Origin of the sequence: Salmonella sp. SJTUF15570 (assembly GCF_043357055.1) — a bacterium.
Lineage (GTDB): Bacteria > Pseudomonadota > Gammaproteobacteria > Enterobacterales > Enterobacteriaceae > Salmonella > Salmonella enterica.
Genome location: NZ_JBEUKJ010000004.1, coordinates 1 through 19,746, shown reverse-complemented (window position 1 = coordinate 19,746; position 19,746 = coordinate 1). Strand labels below are relative to the sequence as shown.

Below are 19,746 nucleotides of genomic sequence, written 5' to 3'. Positions count from 1 at the left end.
TGGTGAAAAACCACAGCTTTTTTACCAAAATAGCCTACTCATTAAGGGTAATAACTATTTTTAGTCGCCGGTGATGACGACTTTTCCTTTGATTTATATCAACTTACCTTCGGCAGTAAACCCTAATGTGGCAGACATCAAATCAAGAATCAGAGGTGTCTATGAGTCACTCATCCGCCCCGGAAAGGGCAACTGGCGCTGTTATCACGGAATGGCGTCCGGAAGATCCGGCGTTCTGGCAGCAGCGCGGCCATCGTGTCGCCAGCCGTAATTTGTGGATTTCTGTGCCGTGTTTACTGCTGGCGTTTTGCGTCTGGATGCTATTCAGCGCAGTGGCGGTGAACCTGCCGAAAGTGGGATTTAATTTTACGACCGATCAGCTCTTTATGTTGACTGCGCTGCCATCTGTTTCCGGCGCGCTGCTACGGGTGCCTTACTCCTTTATGGTGCCGCTATTTGGCGGACGTCGCTGGACAGCGTTCAGTACCGGTATCCTCATCGTGCCCTGCGTATGGTTAGGCTTTGCCGTTCAGGATACCAGTACGCCATTTAGCACTTTCATTATTATTTCCTTGCTGTGTGGTTTTGCCGGCGCGAACTTTGCCTCCAGTATGGCGAACATCAGCTTTTTCTTTCCTAAACAAAAGCAGGGCGGCGCGCTGGGTCTGAACGGTGGTCTGGGCAATATGGGCGTGAGCGTGATGCAGCTGGTTGCGCCGCTGGTGGTTTCGCTCTCTATCTTTGCCGCCTTTGGCAGCCACGGTGTAGAGCAGCCGGATGGTTCTCAGCTCTATCTGGCGAACGCAGCCTGGATTTGGGTGCCTTTCCTGGCCATTTTTACGCTGGCGGCGTGGTTCGGCATGAACGAACTGGCGACGTCTAAGGCCTCGCTAAAAGAGCAACTGCCGGTGCTCAAACGTGGTCATCTGTGGATCATGAGTCTGCTGTATCTGGCGACCTTCGGATCGTTTATCGGTTTCTCCGCGGGGTTCGCGATGCTGTCTAAAACGCAATTCCCGGATGTGCAGATCCTACATTATGCGTTTTTCGGTCCGTTTATCGGCGCGCTGGCGCGTTCGGCAGGCGGCGCAATTTCTGACCGTCTGGGGGGGACTCGCGTCACGCTTACCAACTTTGTCCTGATGGCGATTTTCAGCGGTCTGCTGTTCCTGACATTACCTACTGGCGGCGTTGGCGGTAGCTTTATCGCGTTCTACGGGGTATTTCTGGCGCTGTTCCTGACGGCTGGGTTGGGGAGTGGTTCTACCTTCCAGATGATCTCCGTTATCTTCCGTAAACTGACAATGGACCGGGTAAAAGCGGAAGGCGGGTCGGAAGAAAGAGCCATGCGTGAAGCGGCAACTGATACGGCGGCGGCGCTGGGCTTTATTTCCGCGATTGGCGCGATTGGCGGCTTTTTTATTCCGAAAGCGTTTGGTTCATCTTTAGCATTAACCGGTTCGCCAGTCGGCGCGATGAAAGTCTTTCTTATTTTCTATATCGCCTGCGTCGTTATTACCTGGGCGGTATATGGACGTCATTCTAAAAATAAAAAGTAACTTTTGATTATCCTTTGCGCGGCGTTAGACCGCGCTTTTTTTTATCCGTATTTAGTTACAACATACTTATAGTCAAGAAGAGAGGCGCGACAGGGCTGACCACGCTCATCTTTATCGGTCATCCAGGGGGATACCCCTTAATACCCACTTGTTGAAAATTTAACATTCATGTCGTGCGTAAATTTAATTTTATGTAATTAAATCAGTAATATATATAAATAAAACTCCTCCTCCAAAAGGAGTATGCAGGAGGTTTGCGCGCCATTTGCATCCCTGTCCGCCTTGATCGTTATCAATTCTCACGCCCATTCAGCGCGTTACCTTCGCCCTTAGTTAAGCAATGTCGATTTATCAGAGAGCCGTAAGGTTCCACACAGGAGAAACCCGATGAGTAAATTCCTGGACCGGTTTCGCTACTTCAAGCAGAAGGGCGAAACCTTTGCCGATGGGCACGGCCAGCTTCTCGAAACAAACCGGGACTGGGAGGACGGATACCGCCAACGTTGGCAGCATGACAAAATTGTGCGCTCAACCCATGGGGTGAACTGCACCGGTTCTTGTAGCTGGAAAATTTATGTCAAAAATGGTCTGGTGACCTGGGAAACACAGCAAACCGATTACCCGCGCACCCGTCCTGATATGCCAAACCATGAACCTCGCGGCTGCCCGCGCGGCGCAAGCTACTCCTGGTATCTCTACAGCGCTAACCGACTGAAATATCCGCTAATGCGCAAACGTCTGATGAAGATGTGGCGCGAGGCGAAAAAACTGCATCGCGATCCGGTAGAGGCATGGGCCTCCATCATTGAAGATGCCGATAAAGCCAAAAGCTTCAAACAGGCGCGTGGTCGTGGCGGCTTTGTTCGCTCCTCATGGCAGGAAGTGAACGAGCTGATCGCCGCTTCCAACGTGTACACCGTGAAAACCTATGGTCCTGACCGCGTCGCGGGCTTCTCACCCATCCCGGCGATGTCGATGGTCTCCTACGCTTCCGGCGCACGTTATCTTTCGCTGATTGGCGGTACCTGCCTGAGCTTCTACGACTGGTACTGCGACCTGCCGCCAGCCTCCCCGCAAACCTGGGGCGAGCAGACCGACGTGCCGGAATCCGCTGACTGGTACAACTCCAGCTATATTATCGCCTGGGGCTCTAACGTGCCGCAAACCCGTACGCCGGATGCCCACTTCTTTACCGAAGTACGTTACAAAGGCACTAAAACCGTCGCGGTGACGCCGGACTATGCCGAAATCGCCAAACTGTGCGATCTGTGGCTGGCGCCGAAGCAGGGGACCGATGCGGCGATGGCGCTGGCGATGGGCCACGTCATGCTGCGTGAATTCCACCTCGACAACCCGCGCCAGTACTTCACCGATTATGTCCGTCGCTATACCGACATGCCAATGCTGGTGATGCTTGAAGAGCGTGATGGTTATTATGCCGCAGGTCGTATGCTGCGCGCTGCCGATCTCGTTGATTCGTTGGGGCAGGAAAATAACCCGGAATGGAAAACCGTCGCTATCAACAGCAACGGTGAAATGGTGGCGCCAAACGGTTCAATTGGTTTCCGCTGGGGCGAAAAAGGCAAATGGAACCTCGAGCAGCGCGACGGGACTACCGGTGCAGAAACTGAATTGCAGCTCAGCTTGCTGGGCAGCCAGGATGAGATTGCTGACGTGGGCTTCCCGTATTTCGGCGGCGAAGGTTCAGAGTACTTTAATCATGTGGCGCTGGATAACGTCCTGCTGCATAAACTGCCAGCAAAACGTCTGCAACTGGCCGATGGTTCTTCAGCGTTAGTCACCACCGTGTATGACCTGACTATGGCGAACTATGGTCTGGAACGCGGCCTGAACGATGAAAATTGTGCCGTCAGTTATGACGATACCAAAGCATATACGCCAGCATGGGCCGAGCAGATCACCGGCGTGCCGCGGGCGCAGATCATCCGTATCGCACGGGAGTTCGCCGATAACGCGGACAAAACGCACGGGCGTTCAATGATTATCGTTGGCGCCGGTCTGAACCACTGGTATCACCTCGATATGAACTATCGCGGGCTGATCAATATGTTGGTGTTCTGTGGTTGCGTTGGTCAGAGCGGTGGCGGTTGGGCGCACTACGTCGGCCAGGAAAAACTGCGTCCGCAGACCGGCTGGCAGCCGCTGGCGTTTGCCCTTGACTGGCAGCGTCCGGCGCGTCACATGAACAGCACCTCTTACTTCTATAACCACTCCAGCCAGTGGCGCTACGAGACGGTGACCGCCGAGGAGTTACTGTCGCCGATGGCGGACAAATCCCGCTATAGCGGCCATCTGATTGACTTCAATGTGCGCGCCGAACGTATGGGCTGGTTGCCGTCGGCACCGCAGTTAGGCACTAACCCGCTGTACATTGCGCGTGAAGCGGAAAAAGCCGGTATGACGCCGGTAGACTATACCGTCAAATCCCTGAAAGAGGGTTCGATTCGCTTTGCCGCCGAGCAGCCGGAAAACGGTAAAAACCACCCGCGTAACCTGTTCATCTGGCGTTCAAACCTGCTTGGGTCTTCCGGTAAGGGCCATGAGTACATGCTGAAATATCTGCTGGGTACTGAGCATGGTATTCAGGGGCTGGATCTGGGTAAACAGGGCGGTGTGAAGCCGGAAGAAGTGGAGTGGCGTGACAATGGCCTGGACGGCAAACTGGATCTGGTGGTGACGCTGGACTTCCGCCTGTCGAGCACCTGCCTGTACTCCGATATCGTACTGCCGACCGCCACCTGGTATGAAAAAGACGATATGAATACCTCGGATATGCATCCGTTTATTCATCCGCTGTCTGCCGCCGTAGATCCGGCCTGGGAATCGAAAAGCGACTGGGAAATCTACAAAGGCATTGCGAAGAAATTCTCCGAAGTCTGTGTAGGCCACCTGGGTAAAGAGACTGACGTCGTGACGCTGCCGATCCAGCACGATTCTGCCGCTGAACTGGCGCAGCCGCTGGACGTGAAAGACTGGAAAAAAGGCGAATGCGATCTGATTCCAGGGAAAACCGCGCCGCACATCATGACCGTTGAGCGCGATTACCCGGCGACTTACGAACGCTTTACCTCTATCGGCCCGCTGATGGAGAAAATCGGCAACGGCGGGAAAGGGATTGCCTGGAACACGCAAAGCGAAATGGACTTGCTGCGTAAGCTTAATTACACCAAAGCGGACGGTCCGGCGAAAGGCCAGCCGATGCTCAACACGGCGATTGACGCGGCAGAGATGATCCTGACGTTAGCGCCGGAAACCAACGGTCAGGTGGCGGTGAAAGCCTGGGCGGCGCTGAGCGAGTTTACCGGTCGCGACCATACGCATCTGGCAACTAATAAAGAAGAAGAGAAAATCCGCTTCCGCGATATTCAGGCCCAGCCGCGCAAAATTATCTCCAGCCCGACCTGGTCTGGTCTGGAAGATGAGCACGTTTCTTATAACGCCGGTTATACCAACGTTCACGAGCTGATCCCATGGCGTACGCTGTCTGGTCGCCAACAGTTGTATCAGGATCACCAGTGGATGCGCGACTTTGGCGAAAGTCTGCTGGTGTATCGCCCACCGATCGACACTCGCTCGGTGAAAGCGGTGATGGGGCGTAAATCCAACGGTAATCCGGAGAAGGCGCTCAACTTCCTGACGCCGCACCAGAAATGGGGTATCCACTCGACCTACAGCGATAACCTGTTGATGCTGACCTTGTCGCGTGGCGGCCCGATTGTATGGATGAGCGAAACCGACGCCAAAGATCTGGGCATTGAAGATAACGACTGGATCGAAGTCTTCAACAGCAACGGCGCATTGACCGCACGCGCAGTGGTCAGCCAGCGTGTACCGGCGGGCATGACCATGATGTACCACGCGCAGGAACGTATCGTAAACCTGCCGGGGTCGGAAATTACCCAGCAGCGCGGCGGTATTCATAACTCGGTGACGCGCATTACGCCGAAACCGACCCATATGATCGGCGGCTATGCGCAGTTAGCCTACGGCTTTAACTACTACGGTACCGTCGGCTCCAACCGCGATGAGTTTGTGGTGGTACGTAAGATGAAGAACATTAACTGGTTGGATGGCGAAGGCAATGACCAGGTACAGGAGAGCGTAAAATGAAAATTCGTTCACAAGTCGGCATGGTGCTGAATCTCGATAAGTGCATCGGCTGTCATACCTGTTCAGTCACCTGTAAAAACGTCTGGACCAGTCGCGAAGGTATGGAATACGCCTGGTTTAACAACGTGGAAAGTAAGCCTGGCGTTGGTTTTCCGAATGACTGGGAAAATCAGGAAAAATGGAAAGGCGGCTGGATCCGCAAAATCAACGGCAAACTACAGCCGCGCATGGGCAACCGGGCGCTGCTGCTGGGTAAAATCTTCGCTAACCCGCATCTGCCGGGCATCGACGACTACTACGAGCCGTTTGATTACGACTACCAGAACCTGCATACCGCGCCGGAAAGCAAACATCAGCCGATCGCGCGTCCGCGCTCGCTGATTACCGGCCAGCGGATGGACAAAATTACCAGCGGGCCAAACTGGGAAGAGATTCTGGGCGGCGAGTTCGAAAAACGCGCTAAAGATCAGAACTTCGAAAACATGCAGAAGGCGATGTACGGCCAGTTCGAAAACACCTTCATGATGTATCTGCCGCGCCTGTGCGAGCACTGCCTCAATCCGGCGTGCGTGGCAACCTGCCCAAGCGGTGCCATCTACAAGCGTGAAGAAGACGGCATTGTGCTGATCGACCAGGACAAGTGCCGCGGCTGGCGGATGTGTATTACCGGCTGCCCGTACAAGAAGATTTACTTCAACTGGAAGAGCGGCAAGTCCGAGAAGTGCATCTTCTGCTACCCGCGTATCGAAGCCGGTCAGCCGACCGTTTGCTCGGAAACCTGCGTGGGCCGTATCCGTTATCTTGGCGTACTGCTGTATGACGCAGATGCCATTGAAAGCGCCGCCAGTACGGAAAACGAAAAAGATCTGTACCAGCGTCAACTGGACGTGTTCCTCGATCCGAACGATCCGGCTGTCATTGAGCAGGCGCTGAAGGACGGCGTGCCGCAGAGCGTGATCGATGCGGCGCAGCAATCGCCAGTGTACAAAATGGCGATGGACTGGAAGCTGGCGCTGCCGCTGCATCCGGAATACCGCACGCTGCCGATGGTCTGGTACGTACCGCCTTTGTCACCGATTCAGTCTGCAGCCGACGCGGGTGAACTGGGCAGCAACGGTATTCTGCCGGATGTAGACAGTCTGCGTATCCCGGTGCAGTACCTGGCGAACCTGTTGACCGCTGGCGACACCCAACCGGTACTGTTGGCGCTGAAACGGATGCTGGCGATGCGTCACTACAAACGTGCGGAAACCGTAGACGGTAAAGTGGATACCCGCGCGCTGGAAGAGGTGGGTTTAAGCGAAACCCAGGCGCAGGAAATGTATCGTTACCTGGCAATTGCTAATTATGAAGATCGCTTTGTGGTGCCGAGCAGCCATCGTGAACTGGCGCGTGACGCATTCCCGGAGAAAAGCGGTTGTGGCTTTACCTTCGGCGATGGTTGCCACGGGTCTGATACCAAATTCAATCTGTTCAACAGCCGCCGCATCGACGCTGTTGATGTGACCAGCAAAACGGAGCCGCACGCATGATTGAACTCGTCATTGTTTCGCGTCTGCTCGAGTACCCGGATGCTGCCCTGTGGCAGCATCAGCAGGAGTTGTTCGATGCGCTCGCGTCATCTGAGAACCTGGATAAAGAGGATGCCCAGACTCTGGGCGTTTTCCTGCGCGATTTAACCGCGCAGGACATGCTGGATGTACAGGCCGCCTACAGTGAACTGTTTGACCGTGGTCGCGCCACATCGCTGCTGCTGTTTGAACATGTACACGGGGAATCCCGCGATCGCGGTCAGGCGATGGTTGACCTGATGGCACAGTATGAGCAGCACGGTTTGCAGCTCGACAGCCGCGAACTTCCCGATCATCTGCCGCTGTATCTGGAATACCTTGCGCAATTGCCGAAAAGTGAAGCGTTAGGGGGTTTACAGGATATCGCGCCGATTCTGGCGCTGCTCAGCGCACGTTTGCAACAGCGTGACAGCCGTTATGCGGTGCTGTTCGATCTGCTGTTAAAACTGGCGAATACCGTTATCGACAGCGACAAAGTGGCTGAAAAAATTGCGAATGAAGCACGTGATGATACCCCGCAGGCACTGGATGCGGTCTGGGAAGAAGAGCAGGTGAAATTCTTCGCCGATCAAGGGTGTGGCGAGTCGGAAATCTCCGCTCACCAGCGTCGTTTTGCCGGGGCCGTGGCGCCGCAATATCTGAATATCACCACCGGAGGACAGCACTAATGCACTTCCTGAATATGTTCTTCTTTGATATCTACCCGTACATTGCCGGATCGGTATTTCTGATCGGTAGCTGGTTACGTTACGACTACGGTCAGTACACCTGGCGGGCGGCTTCCAGTCAGATGCTGGATCGCAAAGGAATGAACCTGGCGTCAAACCTGTTCCACATTGGGATTCTGGGTATTTTCGCCGGTCACTTCCTGGGCATGTTAACGCCGCACTGGATGTATGAAGCTTTTCTGCCGGTCGACGTGAAGCAGAAGATGGCGATGATTGCCGGCGGCGCCTGCGGCGTGCTGACGCTGGTTGGCGGTATTTTACTGCTCAAGCGTCGTCTGTTTAGCCCACGTGTCCGCGCCACCACTACCGGCGCAGATATTTTGATTCTCTCATTGCTGGTGATTCAGTGCGCGCTGGGTCTGCTGACCATTCCGTTCTCCGCCCAGCATATGGACGGGAGTGAAATGATGAAGCTGGTCGGGTGGGCGCAGTCAGTTGTGACCTTCCACGGTGGCGCATCCGCACATCTGGACGGTGTGGCCTTTATCTTCCGTATGCACCTGGTACTGGGGATGACGCTGTTCCTGTTGTTCCCCTTCTCGCGCCTGGTGCATATCTGGAGCGTGCCGGTCGAGTATCTGACCCGCAAGTATCAGATTGTACGTGCGCGTCACTGATTTTCTCTCGATGCCCTAAACTCCGCTTCGGCGGAGTTTTTTTATGGCTGTTTGCCGGAGTGCGGCATAAATGCCTTATCGACCGCCGCCTTGTTTCGTTTACAGCGGATCTGCCATGTCTGGCATCTGAATCCGTACTCTTTGTTTTTGGGTTTATTCAGCATCTGTGCGAGTTTTTTGTAAGCAGAAAAAGGATGGTGCAGCATATAATCACGCCATAAACGACAATAAGGATAGTTGTATGCGTTTTTCATCAATTTTCAAAATAATAATATTAAATATATTTATTTCAAAAATGGCTCACGCTGCTGTCTGCGAGGAGCGCTATCCCGCCGACTCAGAAGAATGCCAGTACGTTCAGGAATTAGAGCAAAAAGCGGAACAAGGAGATGAAAGCGCGCAGTTCGCGCTTGGAAGCTGGTATGCGGAGGGGCGATACGTTAAGCCTGATTATAAACTAGCCATAAAATGGCTGGAGAAAGCGGGTAAACAAGGTTCTGATTTTTCCTATTTTATCCTTGGCTATCATTACAACTATGGTGAAAATTTTCCACTTAGTCGACAAAAAGCGCTGGAGTGGTATCGCAAGGCGGCAGAGCTAGGGGATAGTAGTACGCAAGAAATCCTCGGTGACGCCTATATGTATGGCGATGGGTTTCCCCAAAATACCCAGCTAGCGCTGGAGTGGTATCGAAAAGCCGCCTCTCCAACCAATGATGCGGGCGTTGTCCGCGGCCAGGGTTCAGCTTCGTCAGCACAATTTAAGCTTGGAGTAATGTACGCCCACGGTCAGGGCGTTCCTCAGGATTATCAGCAAACGGCGATCTTGATGCGTAAAGCGGCGGAAAATATGTACTACCCCGCGCAACTTTATCTCGGTGTTGCCTATTTTTATGGTGAAGGCGTGCCTCAGGATTATCGTCAGGCAGTTTACTGGCTTAATGAAGGTATACCAGGCAGCTATACGCCAGGCCACATTCCGCTGAATGCGCTCTATGATAAAGCGCATCCCGCTGACCGGGTTCACTCTCAGACGTGGTATCGAAAAACAGCGCAACGCGTGATGGCAAAGGTACAGTACAATTTTGGCGTATGGTATTACAACGGTTATCACTTATTGAAAGATCACAATCTGGCGCTGGAGTGGTATCGCAGAGCCGCAGCGCAGGGATTGGCCGAGGCGCAGGATGCGATCGGCGTGATGTTTATGCAGGGTGAGGGCGTTTCTCAGGACTACCAACAGGCGCTGGCGTGGTATCGCAAAGCCGCTCGCCAGGGGCTGCCTGCTGCGCAAACGCATCTGGGCATCATGTCTGCATTTGGTCGCGGCGTCGCGCAAAGCGACAGACAGGCTATCGCATGGTATCGAAAAGCAGCAAAACAGGATTTTGCGAAAGCGCAATATCAGCTTGGCGTAGCATATAGCACGGGAAGAGGCGTGCCTGAAAATAGCCGGAATGCGCTGAAGTGGTACCTCAAAGCGGCAGAGCAGGGGTTTACTCCGGCACAATCAGCGCTTGGGGAAATTTATGCTCATGGGCGCCAGGGTGTGCCTAAAGATAATAAGCAGGCCTATATTTGGTATTACATGGCAAGTATATATACGGAAAAATCTAAGGATGATTGTTCAGCGCTCATTGCCGAAAGAAACCGACTCAAGGGAACGCTCACCCCAGATCAACTTAGCGAGACATATGCCGCCTTTGATCTCATCAGGCGAAAAATCAACCAATCAAAGGAGGCGAAAAAGATTGCCAGGAAGAAGTATTGATAAGATAGCCAATAAGCCATGGAGTGAAGTCTGCCTGTGGGGTAAGGATATGGGGCAGTGCTGATTGATTTGAAATTGGTACTTTATGGAGTGATGGTGGTGGGGGAGAGATTACTCAGCGCTGCGCGTTTCGCCCTTCGGGTCGTTGCCTGCGGCAACGCTTTCTCGCTGCGCTCGAATCGAACCTTAGTCGAAGCTTCTCATCCTTCCCGTACAGAGAGATATGAGACACTATGCTTAACGGGGATAAGATACGCGACGGAAGTGATGGTGGTGGGGGAAGGATGACTCAGCGCTGCGCGCTTCGCCCTTCGGGTCGTTGCCTGCGGCAACGCTTTCTCGCTGCGCTCGAATCGAACCTTAGTCGAAGCTTCTCATCCTTCCCCGTACGGAGAGATATGAGACACTATGCTTAACGGGGATAAGATACGCGACGGAAGTGATGGTGGTGGGGGAAGGATTCGAACCTTCGAAGTCGATGACGGCAGATTTACAGTCTGCTCCCTTTGGCCGCTCGGGAACCCCACCAGGGGTAATTCAAATTGTAGGTAAAGCTTGAAGATGGTGGTGGGGGAAGGATTATTCGTCGCTTCGCTCCTCACCCTACGGGCCGTTGGCAACGTTCTCTCGCTTTCGCTCGAGCCGAACCTTAATCGAAGATTCTCACCCTTCCCCGACAAGTGCAAACTTCTGCATTGCTCATCGAGTTAACTACATCGCTGTAGTGAATAATGGTGGTGGGGGAAGGATTCGAACCTTCGAAGTCGATGACGGCAGATTTACAGTCTGCTCCCTTTGGCCGCTCGGGAACCCCACCACGGGATAAATTCATTATGCTGCTTGCATTCTATAGCGGGAAGGATTATTCGGAGCTAAAGCTCCTCACCCTTCGGGCCGTTGCCTGCGGCAACGTTCTCTCACTATTGCTCGAGTCGAACCTTGAAGTCGATGACGGCAGATTTGCAGTCAGCTCCCTTATGAGCGCTCGGGAACCCCACCACGGGGTAATGCTTAATACTGGCCCGCTTCCTTTCGGGAAGCGGGGCGCATCATATCAAATGACACGCCGCTGTAAAGCATTCCTTTGCCTGAAATGAACTGTTTGCGTACTTTTCATCCGTAACGGATTAAAGCTAATCAATTCATATTACTGACGATTAAAGAATAATCGTCCGATTGCCGTAAACAAAGACCCGCTGCGCCAGAACCTGATACAGCGCGCGGCTTAATACGTTTTTCTCAACGTCGCGCCCGGCACGCATCATATCTTCTGCGGTGTAGGTGTGATCGACGTGAATCACGTCCTGCATAATGATTGGGCCTTCATCCAGATTATCATTCACATAGTGCGCGGTAGCGCCGATGATTTTCACGCCGCGCTCATAGGCCTGATGATAAGGACGCGCGCCGATAAACGCCGGCAGGAATGAGTGGTGGATATTGATAATTTTGTTCGGAAAGCGCGCCACAAAACCTGGCGTTAAAACACGCATATATTTGGCCAGCACCACATAGTCCGGTTGATGGGCATCAATGGCGTCCGCCATCTTCGTGTCATGCTCTTCACGCGTTAATCCCTCATGGCTGACCAGTTCGAAAGGGATCTCAAAACGTTCAACCAGCGAGCGTAACGTTTCATGGTTGCCAATGACCGCGGCGATTTCAACATCCAGCCCGCCATAGTTGGCTTTCATCAGCAGGTCGCCCAGACAATGCGCCTCTTTGGTAACCAGAATCACTACCCGACGGCGTCCGGCGGGATTGAGTTCACGAACAGAGCCTTCCGGTAAGGCGCTGTCCAGATCAGCCAGAAGAGTGGAATCATTGAAGATGCCTTCCAGCTCGGTCCGCATAAAAAAGCGTCCGGTGCGATGGTCCACAAATTCATTGTTTTGCACAATATTAAGCTCGTGCTTATAGCAAATGTTGGTAATCCGCGCGATAAGGCCTTTTTGATCGGGACAAATAGTACGCAGAACTTTACGTTGTAGTGATTGCATTGCCGGAAAAATCCTGTTGAGAGTGTTTGCTGTATCGATACTGTCAGGCGTCACTGGCCGCAGCACTTTTTAAATTTTTTGCCTGAACCGCACGGGCAGGGATCGTTTCGACCCAACTGCGGGCGGGTACCGTCAATATAATACCACTGACCGTTTTCTTTGATAAAACGAGAACGTTCGATAATCGCCCCGGTTTTCCCTTGTTCGGAAAAACGCGCGATAAAACTAACATACCCTGTATTTTCTGCTTCTGACCAGGTATGTTCAAAAATAGTCAGGCCGAGCCACCTGGTATTGGCAAATCCGGCGATGATATCATCACGAAACGCGGCCGCATTGCAGGTTGGATGCCAGCTCTTAATTAAGTAATCTGCGTCTTTCATCACAAAAGCGCAGTAACGAGAGCGCATGAGATGTGACGGATCGGGTGCTACTCGTTCTCCGGACACAATACGACCACAACATAGGCTATACTCGTCAGCGCTACCACAGGGACAAGGCTGAGACACAATAATCTCCCTGAATATAAAAAACGGCGTTGAACGCCAGGGTGGCATTATGTTAACTGAGCAGTGGCGATGTTGCTACGTCTTGAAGCCAGGGGAAGTCGTTAAGTACGATGAGAAAAATGAAAATAGGGCTGGCGCTGGGATCTGGCGCAGCGAGAGGATGGTCTCATATTGGGGTCATCAAAGCCCTCAAGCAAACAGGCATTGATATTGATATCGTTGCAGGATGCTCAATAGGTTCACTGGTCGGCGCCGCGTATGCCTGTAATAAATTATCGGCGCTTGAACAGTGGGTATGTTCATTCCGCTACTGGGATGTTTTACGCCTGATGGATGTATCCTGGGGCAGAGGAGGGTTGCTTCGCGGCGAACGCGTATTTAATCACTATCGGGATATTATGCCCGTCACGGATTTTGACCACTGTTCAAGACGTTTTGGCGCGGTCGCGACGAATCTTAGCACGGGACGAGAGCTATGGTTTACTGAAGGCGATCTACACCTTGCTGTACGCGCGTCGTGCAGTATGCCAGGGCTGATGTCTCCGGTTGAGCATAACGGTTACTGGCTGGTAGATGGCGCAGTCGTTAATCCGGTACCTGTTTCGTTAACCAGGGCGCTGGGGGCCGATATCGTTATTGCGGTAGACCTGCAACATGATGCCCACCTCATGCAGCAAGATTTACTCTCTGTAAATGTCGGGAATATCAATGAAGAGAGCGATGATGCGCTGCCCTGGCATAAGCGTTTAAAAGAACGTTTCAGTAGCCTGACTTCACGCCGTGGCGTGAGTTCGCCTGGGGCAATGGAAATCATGACAACCTCCATTCAGGTGTTGGAAAATCGTCTTAAACGTAACCGTATGGCTGGCGATCCGCCTGATATTCTCATTCAACCATTCTGTCCGCAAATCTCTACGCTGGATTTTCATCGCGCCCATGCCGCTATTGCGGCGGGTCAGTTAGCCGTAGAGAAAAAGATGGACGAACTTATACCCTTGGTGCGTACCGACGTTTAATGTACCTTTTACGATCACTTAAGCAAATTCTGACAGGCGCAAGCGGCAATACCATGCCACTATTGATTAAAGCCAGTCAGGGGAGAGAACATGACGCAGCCATTGGTCGGAAAACAGATTCTTATTGTTGAAGACGAGCCTGTATTTCGCTCGCTTCTGGATTCGTGGTTTTCCTCTTTGGGAGCGACAACGGCATTGGCAGGCGACGGGGTGGATGCCCTGGAGTTGATGGGGCGTTTTACCCCTGATCTCATGATATGTGATATCGCTATGCCGAGAATGAACGGTCTCAAACTGGTAGAAAACTTACGTAATCGCGGAGACCAGACGCCTATTCTGGTTATTTCCGCAACAGAAAATATGGCGGATATCGCCAAAGCGTTACGCCTTGGGGTTGAAGATGTCTTGCTGAAGCCGGTAAAAGATCTCAACCGCTTGCGGGAAACCGTATTCGCTTGCTTATACCCTAATATGTTTAACTCGCGGGTTGAAGAAGAAGAACGCCTGTTTCGTGACTGGGATGCAATGGTGAGTAATCCAACCGCCGCAGCGCAATTGTTGCAGGAATTGCAGCCCCCGGTACAGCAGGTGATTTCCCATTGCCGCATTAATTACCGGCAGCTCGTCTCCGCCGATCAGCCTGGACTGGTGCTGGATATTGCGCCGCTATCTGATAACGAACTGGCATTTTATTGCCTGGATGTCACCCGGGCGGGCGATAACGGCGTGTTAGCCGCATTGTTGCTGCGAGCGCTATTTAACGGCTTATTGCAGGATCAGCTCGGCCAACAAAAGCACCGTTTACCGGAGTTAGGCGCGCTATTAAAACAGGTAAATCATCTGCTCAGACAAGCCAATTTACCTGGGCAATTCCCGCTATTTGTCGGCTACTATCACAGTGAGCTCAAAAATTTGATTCTCGTCTCCGCCGGATTGAACGCCACCTTAAATACGGGCGCTCATCAGGTTCAAATTAGCAGCGGCGTGCCGCTAGGAACATTGGGTAACGCCTACCTTAACCAATTAAGCCAGCGTTGCGACTCATGGCAGTGTCAAATATGGGGCGCAGGAGGGCGCCTGCGATTGATGTTGTCTGCGGAATGACCAAACGGAAGAGTGAGCGGAAATTGCTTTACCGGCCTTTCCCGACGAGTGTTACTATCTGCGGCAGATTTATAAGTATTTGTCTTAATTATACCAATATAAGTCCTTTTTGGACCTGAGGCTTGTTCTGGTACTGATATACTGGAACACGATACAGATTAATGAACACGTTCAATACATGAACAGTCCAGGAGAATTTTAAATGGCTGCCCTTAATTCGAAAGTCAAAAAAGCCGTTATCCCGGTCGCGGGATTGGGAACCAGGATGCTGCCAGCGACCAAAGCTATCCCGAAAGAGATGCTGCCGCTGGTTGATAAGCCATTAATTCAGTACGTCGTGAACGAATGTATCGCTGCTGGCATTACTGAAATCGTGCTTGTTACGCACTCGTCTAAAAACTCTATTGAAAACCACTTTGATACCAGTTTTGAGCTGGAAGCGATGCTGGAAAAACGCGTTAAGCGTCAGCTTCTGGAGGAGGTTCAGTCTATTTGCCCTCCGCATGTCACTATTATGCAGGTACGTCAAGGGCTGGCAAAAGGCCTGGGCCATGCCGTATTGTGCGCGCATCCCGTTGTCGGAAACGAACCTGTCGCTGTTATTCTGCCAGACGTTATTCTTGACGAATATGAGTCCGACCTGTCTCAGGATAACCTGGCTGAAATGATCCGCCGTTTCGATGAAACCGGCAATAGCCAGATTATGGTTGAGCCAGTAGAAGATGTGACTGCATACGGCGTGGTCGATTGTAAAGGCGTTGAGCTGGCGCCGGGCGAAAGTGTGCCGATGGTTGGCGTGGTTGAAAAACCAAAAGCGGATGTCGCGCCGTCTAACCTTGCGATTGTCGGGCGTTATGTGTTGAGCGCGGATATCTGGGCGTTGCTGGCGAAAACCCCTCCGGGCGCCGGGGATGAAATTCAGTTGACCGATGCTATCGATATGCTGATCGAAAAAGAAACGGTTGAAGCCTACCACATGAAGGGTAAAAGCCATGACTGTGGTAATAAGTTAGGATATATGCAGGCATTCGTTGAATATGGCATCCGTCATAATTCGCTGGGTGCTGAATTTAAAGCCTGGCTTGAAGAAGAAATGGGTATTAAGAAGTAACGATACGTTATAAATTTTTTAACAGAAGCGCTGGTAAATCCGGCGTTTTTTTTATGCCTGGGGTCGTCAGCGGAGAACTCAGGCAAAAAAAATCCCGCCAGCGGCGGGATTTTAAGCATCCAGGAAGTAAATTATTCCTTGATCAGGAAATCTTCCAGTTGCTTACCTTGTTCTTCCATTGCTTTTTTGATTACAGCCGGTGTACGACCCTGGCCAGTCCAGGTTTTAGTTTCACCGTTTTCGTCAACATAGCTATATTTAGCCGGACGAGCTGCGCGTTTAGCTTTGGTGCCGGATTTAGCGGCAGCCATGCTATTCAGCAGTTCATTCGGGTCAATGCCGTCGGCAATTAACATTTCACGATACTGTTGCAGTTTACGAGTGCGTTCTTCCACTTCAGCAGCAGCAGCGCTTTCTTCTTCACGACGCTCATTAACGACAACTTCTAATTTTTCCAGCATTTCTTCAAGCGTTTCCAGAGTACATTCTCTTGCCTGCGCACGAAGAGTACGGATGTTGTTCAGAATTTTAAGTGCTTCGCTCATTGTAGTAATCTCAAACTTATATTGGGGTGGTTTGTTGAGCTAATAATAGAGCGATAAATTCAGTTGTGCAATAGCCAGGAATGTAAGGAATTCAAAATTACGCTTTATTAAGCACACGTTTTAATTATCTCAACTTAAATTTTCCTTGAGGCGCCGCACAAAAAAGAGCTTATTGGCAGGGGGGATACTCACCGTCTGTCGCTAAAAATTTAGGAGTCAGGTCACATTTTATCATGATGAAATACGATCTCATTGCTGAGATATCAATCTCTTGTATTAGCTTTCCTTACAAGAAAACCCTATTACTTTGCACCGGGTATGAGTAACGGTAACAATAAGTACAAGGTTTTCATATTGGCGGGTGATGATAAGCATTGTTGATGAATTTTAACGGCATAATTTGTGAAGGAATGTGTATATACCCTTCATACTTCAAGTTGCTTATGTGTTTGGCTACGCTCGCTCACCCCAGCCACATAGTTATCTATGCTCCTGGGGACTCACTCCCTTGCCGCCTTTAAGCAACGCGAATTATTTTGGGTATAGTGAGCGATGTTTGTACAATTCTTAATACTCACCGGAGCGCGAGCCGCGCCGTCGCGTCGGTAAATTATGGTACAATCCCGCCAATCTTTATTTCACTCAGGTGAGGTCCTGCGACCAATGGCACAGCTATATTTCTACTATTCGGCAATGAATGCGGGTAAGTCGACTGCACTGCTGCAATCTTCATACAATTATCAGGAACGCGGGATGCGTACCGTCGTATATACGGCGGAAATCGACGATCGTTTCGGCGCAGGCAAAGTCAGCTCTCGTATCGGTTTGTCGTCGCCGGCAAAATTGTTTAACCAAAATACATCCTTGTTTGAAGAGATTCGTGCCGAGAGCGCGCGGCAGACAATACATTGCGTGTTAGTCGACGAAAGCCAGTTTTTGACTCGCCAGCAGGTTTATCAATTATCCGAGGTTGTCGACAAATTAGATATTCCAGTACTTTGCTATGGGCTACGAACAGACTTTCGTGGGGAGCTCTTTGTCGGCAGCCAATACTTGCTGGCATGGTCAGATAAGCTGGTGGAATTAAAAACTATCTGTTTCTGCGGTCGTAAAGCCAGTATGGTTCTGCGCCTTGATCAGGACGGCAGGCCTTATAACGAAGGCGAACAGGTGGTTATTGGCGGGAATGAACGCTACGTTTCAGTTTGCCGTAAGCATTATAAGGACGCGCTGGAGGAGGGCTCACTGACGGCGATTCAGGAGCGTCATCGGCACATATGATACCTGAGGTAAAGATCGGCTTATAAAACGCCCTGTAGCGCTTTGGAGGTCATTATTCAGGCCTCCTGACGAAGGGCGTGCCGTGAGCGCGTAGGCCAGATGATCAGCATAGCGCCTTCAGGCATCAGATAAACAGGTAAAACAAAAAAACGGCCTCAATTGAGGCCGTTATTGTCATGCTAAAACAGATAACGAATTAAGCGGATTTTTTCGCTTTTTTCTCTGCTTTCGGTGCGGCAACGACGTCTTTCTTCGCTGCAACTTCACCTTCGGTGAAATCACGACCGTAGTAGGTATCCAGCAGAATCTGTTTCAGTTCGGAGATCAGCGGATAACGCGGGTTAGCGCCGGTGCACTGGTCATCGAAGGCATCTTCAGACAGTTTGTCAACGTGTGCCAGGAAGTCAGCTTCCTGTACGCCTGCTTCACGGATAGACTTAGGAATGCCCAGCTCAGCTTTAATGCTTTCCAGCCATGCCAGCAGTTTTTCAATCTTAGCGGCGGTACGGTCGCCCGGCGCGCTCAGGCCCAGGTGGTCAGCAATTTCAGCGTAACGACGGCGTGCCTGCGGACGATCGTACTGGCTGAAAGCGGTCTGCTTGGTCGGGTTGTCATTCGCGTTGTAGCGGATAACGTTACAAATCAGCAGGGCGTTCGCCAGACCGTGCGGAATGTGGAACTGAGAGCCCAGTTTGTGCGCCATGGAGTGACATACACCGAGGAAGGCGTTGGCAAACGCGATACCGGCGATAGTCGCTGCACTGTGAACACGTTCACGCGCAACCGGGTTTCTAGACCCTTCGTGGTAAGACGTCGGCAGGTTTTCTTTCAGCAGTTTCAGGGCCTGCAGAGCCTGACCGTCAGAGAACTCAGAAGCCAGTACGGAAACGTAAGCTTCCAGGGCGTGAGTTACCGCATCCAGACCACCGAACGCACACAGGGACTTCGGCATATCCATCACCAGGTTGGCATCGACAATCGCCATATCCGGGGTCAGGGCATAGTCAGCCAGCGGATATTTCTGACCGGTTGCATCGTCGGTCACAACCGCAAACGGTGTGACTTCAGAACCGGTACCGGAAGTGGTGGTGACGGCGATCATTTTCGCTTTCACGCCCATTTTCGGGAACTTGTAGATACGTTTACGGATGTCCATAAAGCGCAGCGCCAGCTCTTCAAAGTGGGTTTCCGGGTGTTCGTACATGACCCACATGATTTTCGCGGCGTCCATCGGGGAACCACCGCCCAGCGCGATAATCACGTCTGGTTTGAAGGAGTTAGCCAGCTCAGCGCCTTTGCGAACAACGGAAAGCGTCGGGTCGGCTTCAACTTCGAAGAAGACTTCGGTTTCAACGCCAGCCGCTTTCAGCACAGAGGTGATCTGGTCTGCATAGCCGTTGTTGAACAGGAAGCGGTCAGTCACGATGAGCGCACGTTTGTGGCCATCAGTAATCACTTCATCCAGCGCGATGGGCAGAGAGCCACGGCGGAAGTAGATAGATTTCGGAAGTTTGTGCCACAACATGTTTTCAGCTCGCTTAGCAACGGTTTTCTTGTTGATCAGGTGTTTCGGACCAACGTTTTCAGAGATGGAGTTACCACCCCAGGAACCACAACCCAACGTCAGGGAAGGTGCGAGTTTGAAGTTGTACAGGTCACCGATACCCCCCTGAGAAGCAGGGGTGTTGATCAGGATACGCGCAGTTTTCATCATCTGACCGAAGTAAGCAACGCGTTCTGGCTGGTTATCCTGGTCAGTGTACAGGCAGGAGGTGTGACCGATACCGCCCATAGCGACCAGTT

The 19,746-nt window shown here is 51.9% G+C and carries 14 protein-coding genes, 2 tRNA genes and 4 other RNA genes; 10 read left to right on the top strand and 10 right to left on the bottom strand.

The window, feature by feature from the left end; translation table 11 throughout:
• Nucleotides 1–161 precede the first annotated feature (161 nt).
• From narK to ABVN44_RS08770, 6 genes are all read left to right on the top strand, one after another.
• A complete protein-coding gene (gene narK, locus ABVN44_RS08795; protein WP_023231540.1) occupies nt 162–1,559 on the top strand; it encodes a nitrate transporter NarK in 1,398 nt (465 codons plus the stop codon).
• Nucleotides 1,560–1,946: 387 nt separating this feature from the next.
• Nucleotides 1,947–5,690, top strand: coding sequence for a nitrate reductase subunit alpha (locus ABVN44_RS08790; RefSeq protein ID WP_048348798.1), 3,744 nt, complete (start codon nt 1,947–1,949; stop codon nt 5,688–5,690).
• Nucleotides 5,687–7,222: a nitrate reductase subunit beta gene (narH, locus tag ABVN44_RS08785; protein WP_048348797.1), complete on the top strand. Its 1,536-nt coding sequence runs from the start codon at nt 5,687–5,689 to the stop codon at nt 7,220–7,222. The genes ABVN44_RS08790 and narH overlap by 4 nt, the downstream gene beginning before the upstream one ends.
• The gene (gene narJ, locus ABVN44_RS08780) at nt 7,219–7,929 is read left to right on the top strand and encodes a nitrate reductase molybdenum cofactor assembly chaperone (protein ID WP_000571668.1); all 711 of its coding nucleotides are present in this window, start codon (nt 7,219–7,221) and stop codon (nt 7,927–7,929) included. The genes narH and narJ overlap by 4 nt, the downstream gene beginning before the upstream one ends.
• Nucleotides 7,929–8,606, top strand: coding sequence for a respiratory nitrate reductase subunit gamma (gene narI, locus ABVN44_RS08775; RefSeq protein WP_000545594.1), 678 nt, complete (start codon nt 7,929–7,931; stop codon nt 8,604–8,606). The genes narJ and narI overlap by 1 nt, the downstream gene beginning before the upstream one ends.
• A 241-nt stretch (nt 8,607–8,847) precedes the next feature.
• Nucleotides 8,848–10,377, top strand: coding sequence for a tetratricopeptide repeat protein (locus tag ABVN44_RS08770; protein ID WP_023231396.1), 1,530 nt, complete (start codon nt 8,848–8,850; stop codon nt 10,375–10,377).
• A 94-nt stretch (nt 10,378–10,471) separates the two neighbouring features.
• Here the strand turns inward: ABVN44_RS08770 and ABVN44_RS08765 are convergent.
• From ABVN44_RS08765 to ABVN44_RS08730, 8 genes are all read right to left on the bottom strand, one after another.
• Nucleotides 10,472–10,602, bottom strand: a non-coding RNA gene (locus tag ABVN44_RS08765) — RtT sRNA.
• A gap of 43 nt (nt 10,603–10,645) precedes the next feature.
• Nucleotides 10,646–10,776, bottom strand: a non-coding RNA gene (locus tag ABVN44_RS08760) — RtT sRNA.
• A gap of 44 nt (nt 10,777–10,820) precedes the next feature.
• Nucleotides 10,821–10,905 (bottom strand) — tRNA-Tyr (locus ABVN44_RS08755).
• A gap of 34 nt (nt 10,906–10,939) precedes the next feature.
• Nucleotides 10,940–11,065, bottom strand: a non-coding RNA gene (locus ABVN44_RS08750) — RtT sRNA.
• A gap of 44 nt (nt 11,066–11,109) precedes the next feature.
• Nucleotides 11,110–11,194: transfer RNA gene (locus tag ABVN44_RS08745), tRNA-Tyr, on the bottom strand.
• 28 nt (nt 11,195–11,222) lie between these two features.
• Nucleotides 11,223–11,364: non-coding RNA, RtT sRNA (locus tag ABVN44_RS08740), on the bottom strand.
• Between the two features lie 170 nt (nt 11,365–11,534).
• A complete protein-coding gene (purU, locus tag ABVN44_RS08735; RefSeq protein ID WP_001191156.1) occupies nt 11,535–12,377 on the bottom strand; it encodes a formyltetrahydrofolate deformylase in 843 nt (280 codons plus the stop codon).
• Nucleotides 12,378–12,427: 50 nt separating this feature from the next.
• A complete protein-coding gene (locus ABVN44_RS08730) occupies nt 12,428–12,886 on the bottom strand; it encodes a YchJ family protein (protein ID WP_001540172.1) in 459 nt (152 codons plus the stop codon).
• Nucleotides 12,887–12,996: 110 nt separating this feature from the next.
• On the opposite strand from ABVN44_RS08730, the gene rssA reads away from it, so the two are divergent.
• From rssA to galU, 3 genes are all read left to right on the top strand, one after another.
• Complete coding sequence (gene rssA, locus ABVN44_RS08725) at nt 12,997–13,902, top strand: patatin-like phospholipase RssA (protein ID WP_001230575.1); 906 nt, start codon at nt 12,997–12,999, stop codon at nt 13,900–13,902.
• Nucleotides 13,903–13,992: 90 nt separating this feature from the next.
• On the top strand, nt 13,993–15,006 hold the full coding sequence (gene rssB / locus ABVN44_RS08720; protein WP_000193432.1) for a two-component system response regulator RssB: 1,014 nt from the start codon (nt 13,993–13,995) through the stop codon (nt 15,004–15,006).
• Between the two features lie 202 nt (nt 15,007–15,208).
• Complete coding sequence (gene galU / locus ABVN44_RS08715) at nt 15,209–16,117, top strand: UTP--glucose-1-phosphate uridylyltransferase GalU (protein WP_000729450.1); 909 nt, start codon at nt 15,209–15,211, stop codon at nt 16,115–16,117.
• Nucleotides 16,118–16,248: 131 nt separating this feature from the next.
• Here galU and hns read toward each other — a convergent pair whose 3' ends face one another.
• On the bottom strand, nt 16,249–16,662 hold the full coding sequence (gene hns, locus ABVN44_RS08710; protein WP_001287383.1) for a histone-like nucleoid-structuring protein H-NS: 414 nt from the start codon (nt 16,660–16,662) through the stop codon (nt 16,249–16,251).
• 663 nt (nt 16,663–17,325) lie between these two features.
• Here hns and tdk point away from each other — a divergent pair.
• Nucleotides 17,326–17,943, top strand: a complete 618-nt coding sequence (tdk, locus tag ABVN44_RS08705; protein ID WP_000068097.1) for a thymidine kinase — start codon at nt 17,326–17,328, stop codon at nt 17,941–17,943.
• 196 nt (nt 17,944–18,139) lie between these two features.
• Here the strand turns inward: tdk and ABVN44_RS08700 are convergent.
• Nucleotides 18,140–19,746, bottom strand: a 1,607-nt coding sequence (locus tag ABVN44_RS08700) for an iron-containing alcohol dehydrogenase (protein WP_393942483.1), incomplete at its 5' end; no start/stop codon positions are given.

Excerpts from the sequence above, each read along its gene's own strand:
- galU (WP_000729450.1), top strand. The coding sequence starts at position 15,209 with ATGGCTGCCCTTAATTCGAAAGTCAAAAAAGCCGTTATCCCGGTCGCG.
- purU (WP_001191156.1), bottom strand. The coding sequence starts at position 12,377 with ATGCAATCACTACAACGTAAAGTTCTGCGTACTATTTGTCCCGATCAA.
- hns (WP_001287383.1), bottom strand. The coding sequence starts at position 16,662 with ATGAGCGAAGCACTTAAAATTCTGAACAACATCCGTACTCTTCGTGCG.
- rssA (WP_001230575.1), top strand. The coding sequence starts at position 12,997 with ATGAGAAAAATGAAAATAGGGCTGGCGCTGGGATCTGGCGCAGCGAGA.
- narH (WP_048348797.1), top strand. The coding sequence starts at position 5,687 with ATGAAAATTCGTTCACAAGTCGGCATGGTGCTGAATCTCGATAAGTGC.
- ABVN44_RS08790 (WP_048348798.1), top strand. The coding sequence starts at position 1,947 with ATGAGTAAATTCCTGGACCGGTTTCGCTACTTCAAGCAGAAGGGCGAA.
- narK (WP_023231540.1), top strand. The coding sequence starts at position 162 with ATGAGTCACTCATCCGCCCCGGAAAGGGCAACTGGCGCTGTTATCACG.
- tdk (WP_000068097.1), top strand. The coding sequence starts at position 17,326 with ATGGCACAGCTATATTTCTACTATTCGGCAATGAATGCGGGTAAGTCG.
- narJ (WP_000571668.1), top strand. The coding sequence starts at position 7,219 with ATGATTGAACTCGTCATTGTTTCGCGTCTGCTCGAGTACCCGGATGCT.
- narI (WP_000545594.1), top strand. The coding sequence starts at position 7,929 with ATGCACTTCCTGAATATGTTCTTCTTTGATATCTACCCGTACATTGCC.
- ABVN44_RS08770 (WP_023231396.1), top strand. The coding sequence starts at position 8,848 with ATGCGTTTTTCATCAATTTTCAAAATAATAATATTAAATATATTTATT.
- rssB (WP_000193432.1), top strand. The coding sequence starts at position 13,993 with ATGACGCAGCCATTGGTCGGAAAACAGATTCTTATTGTTGAAGACGAG.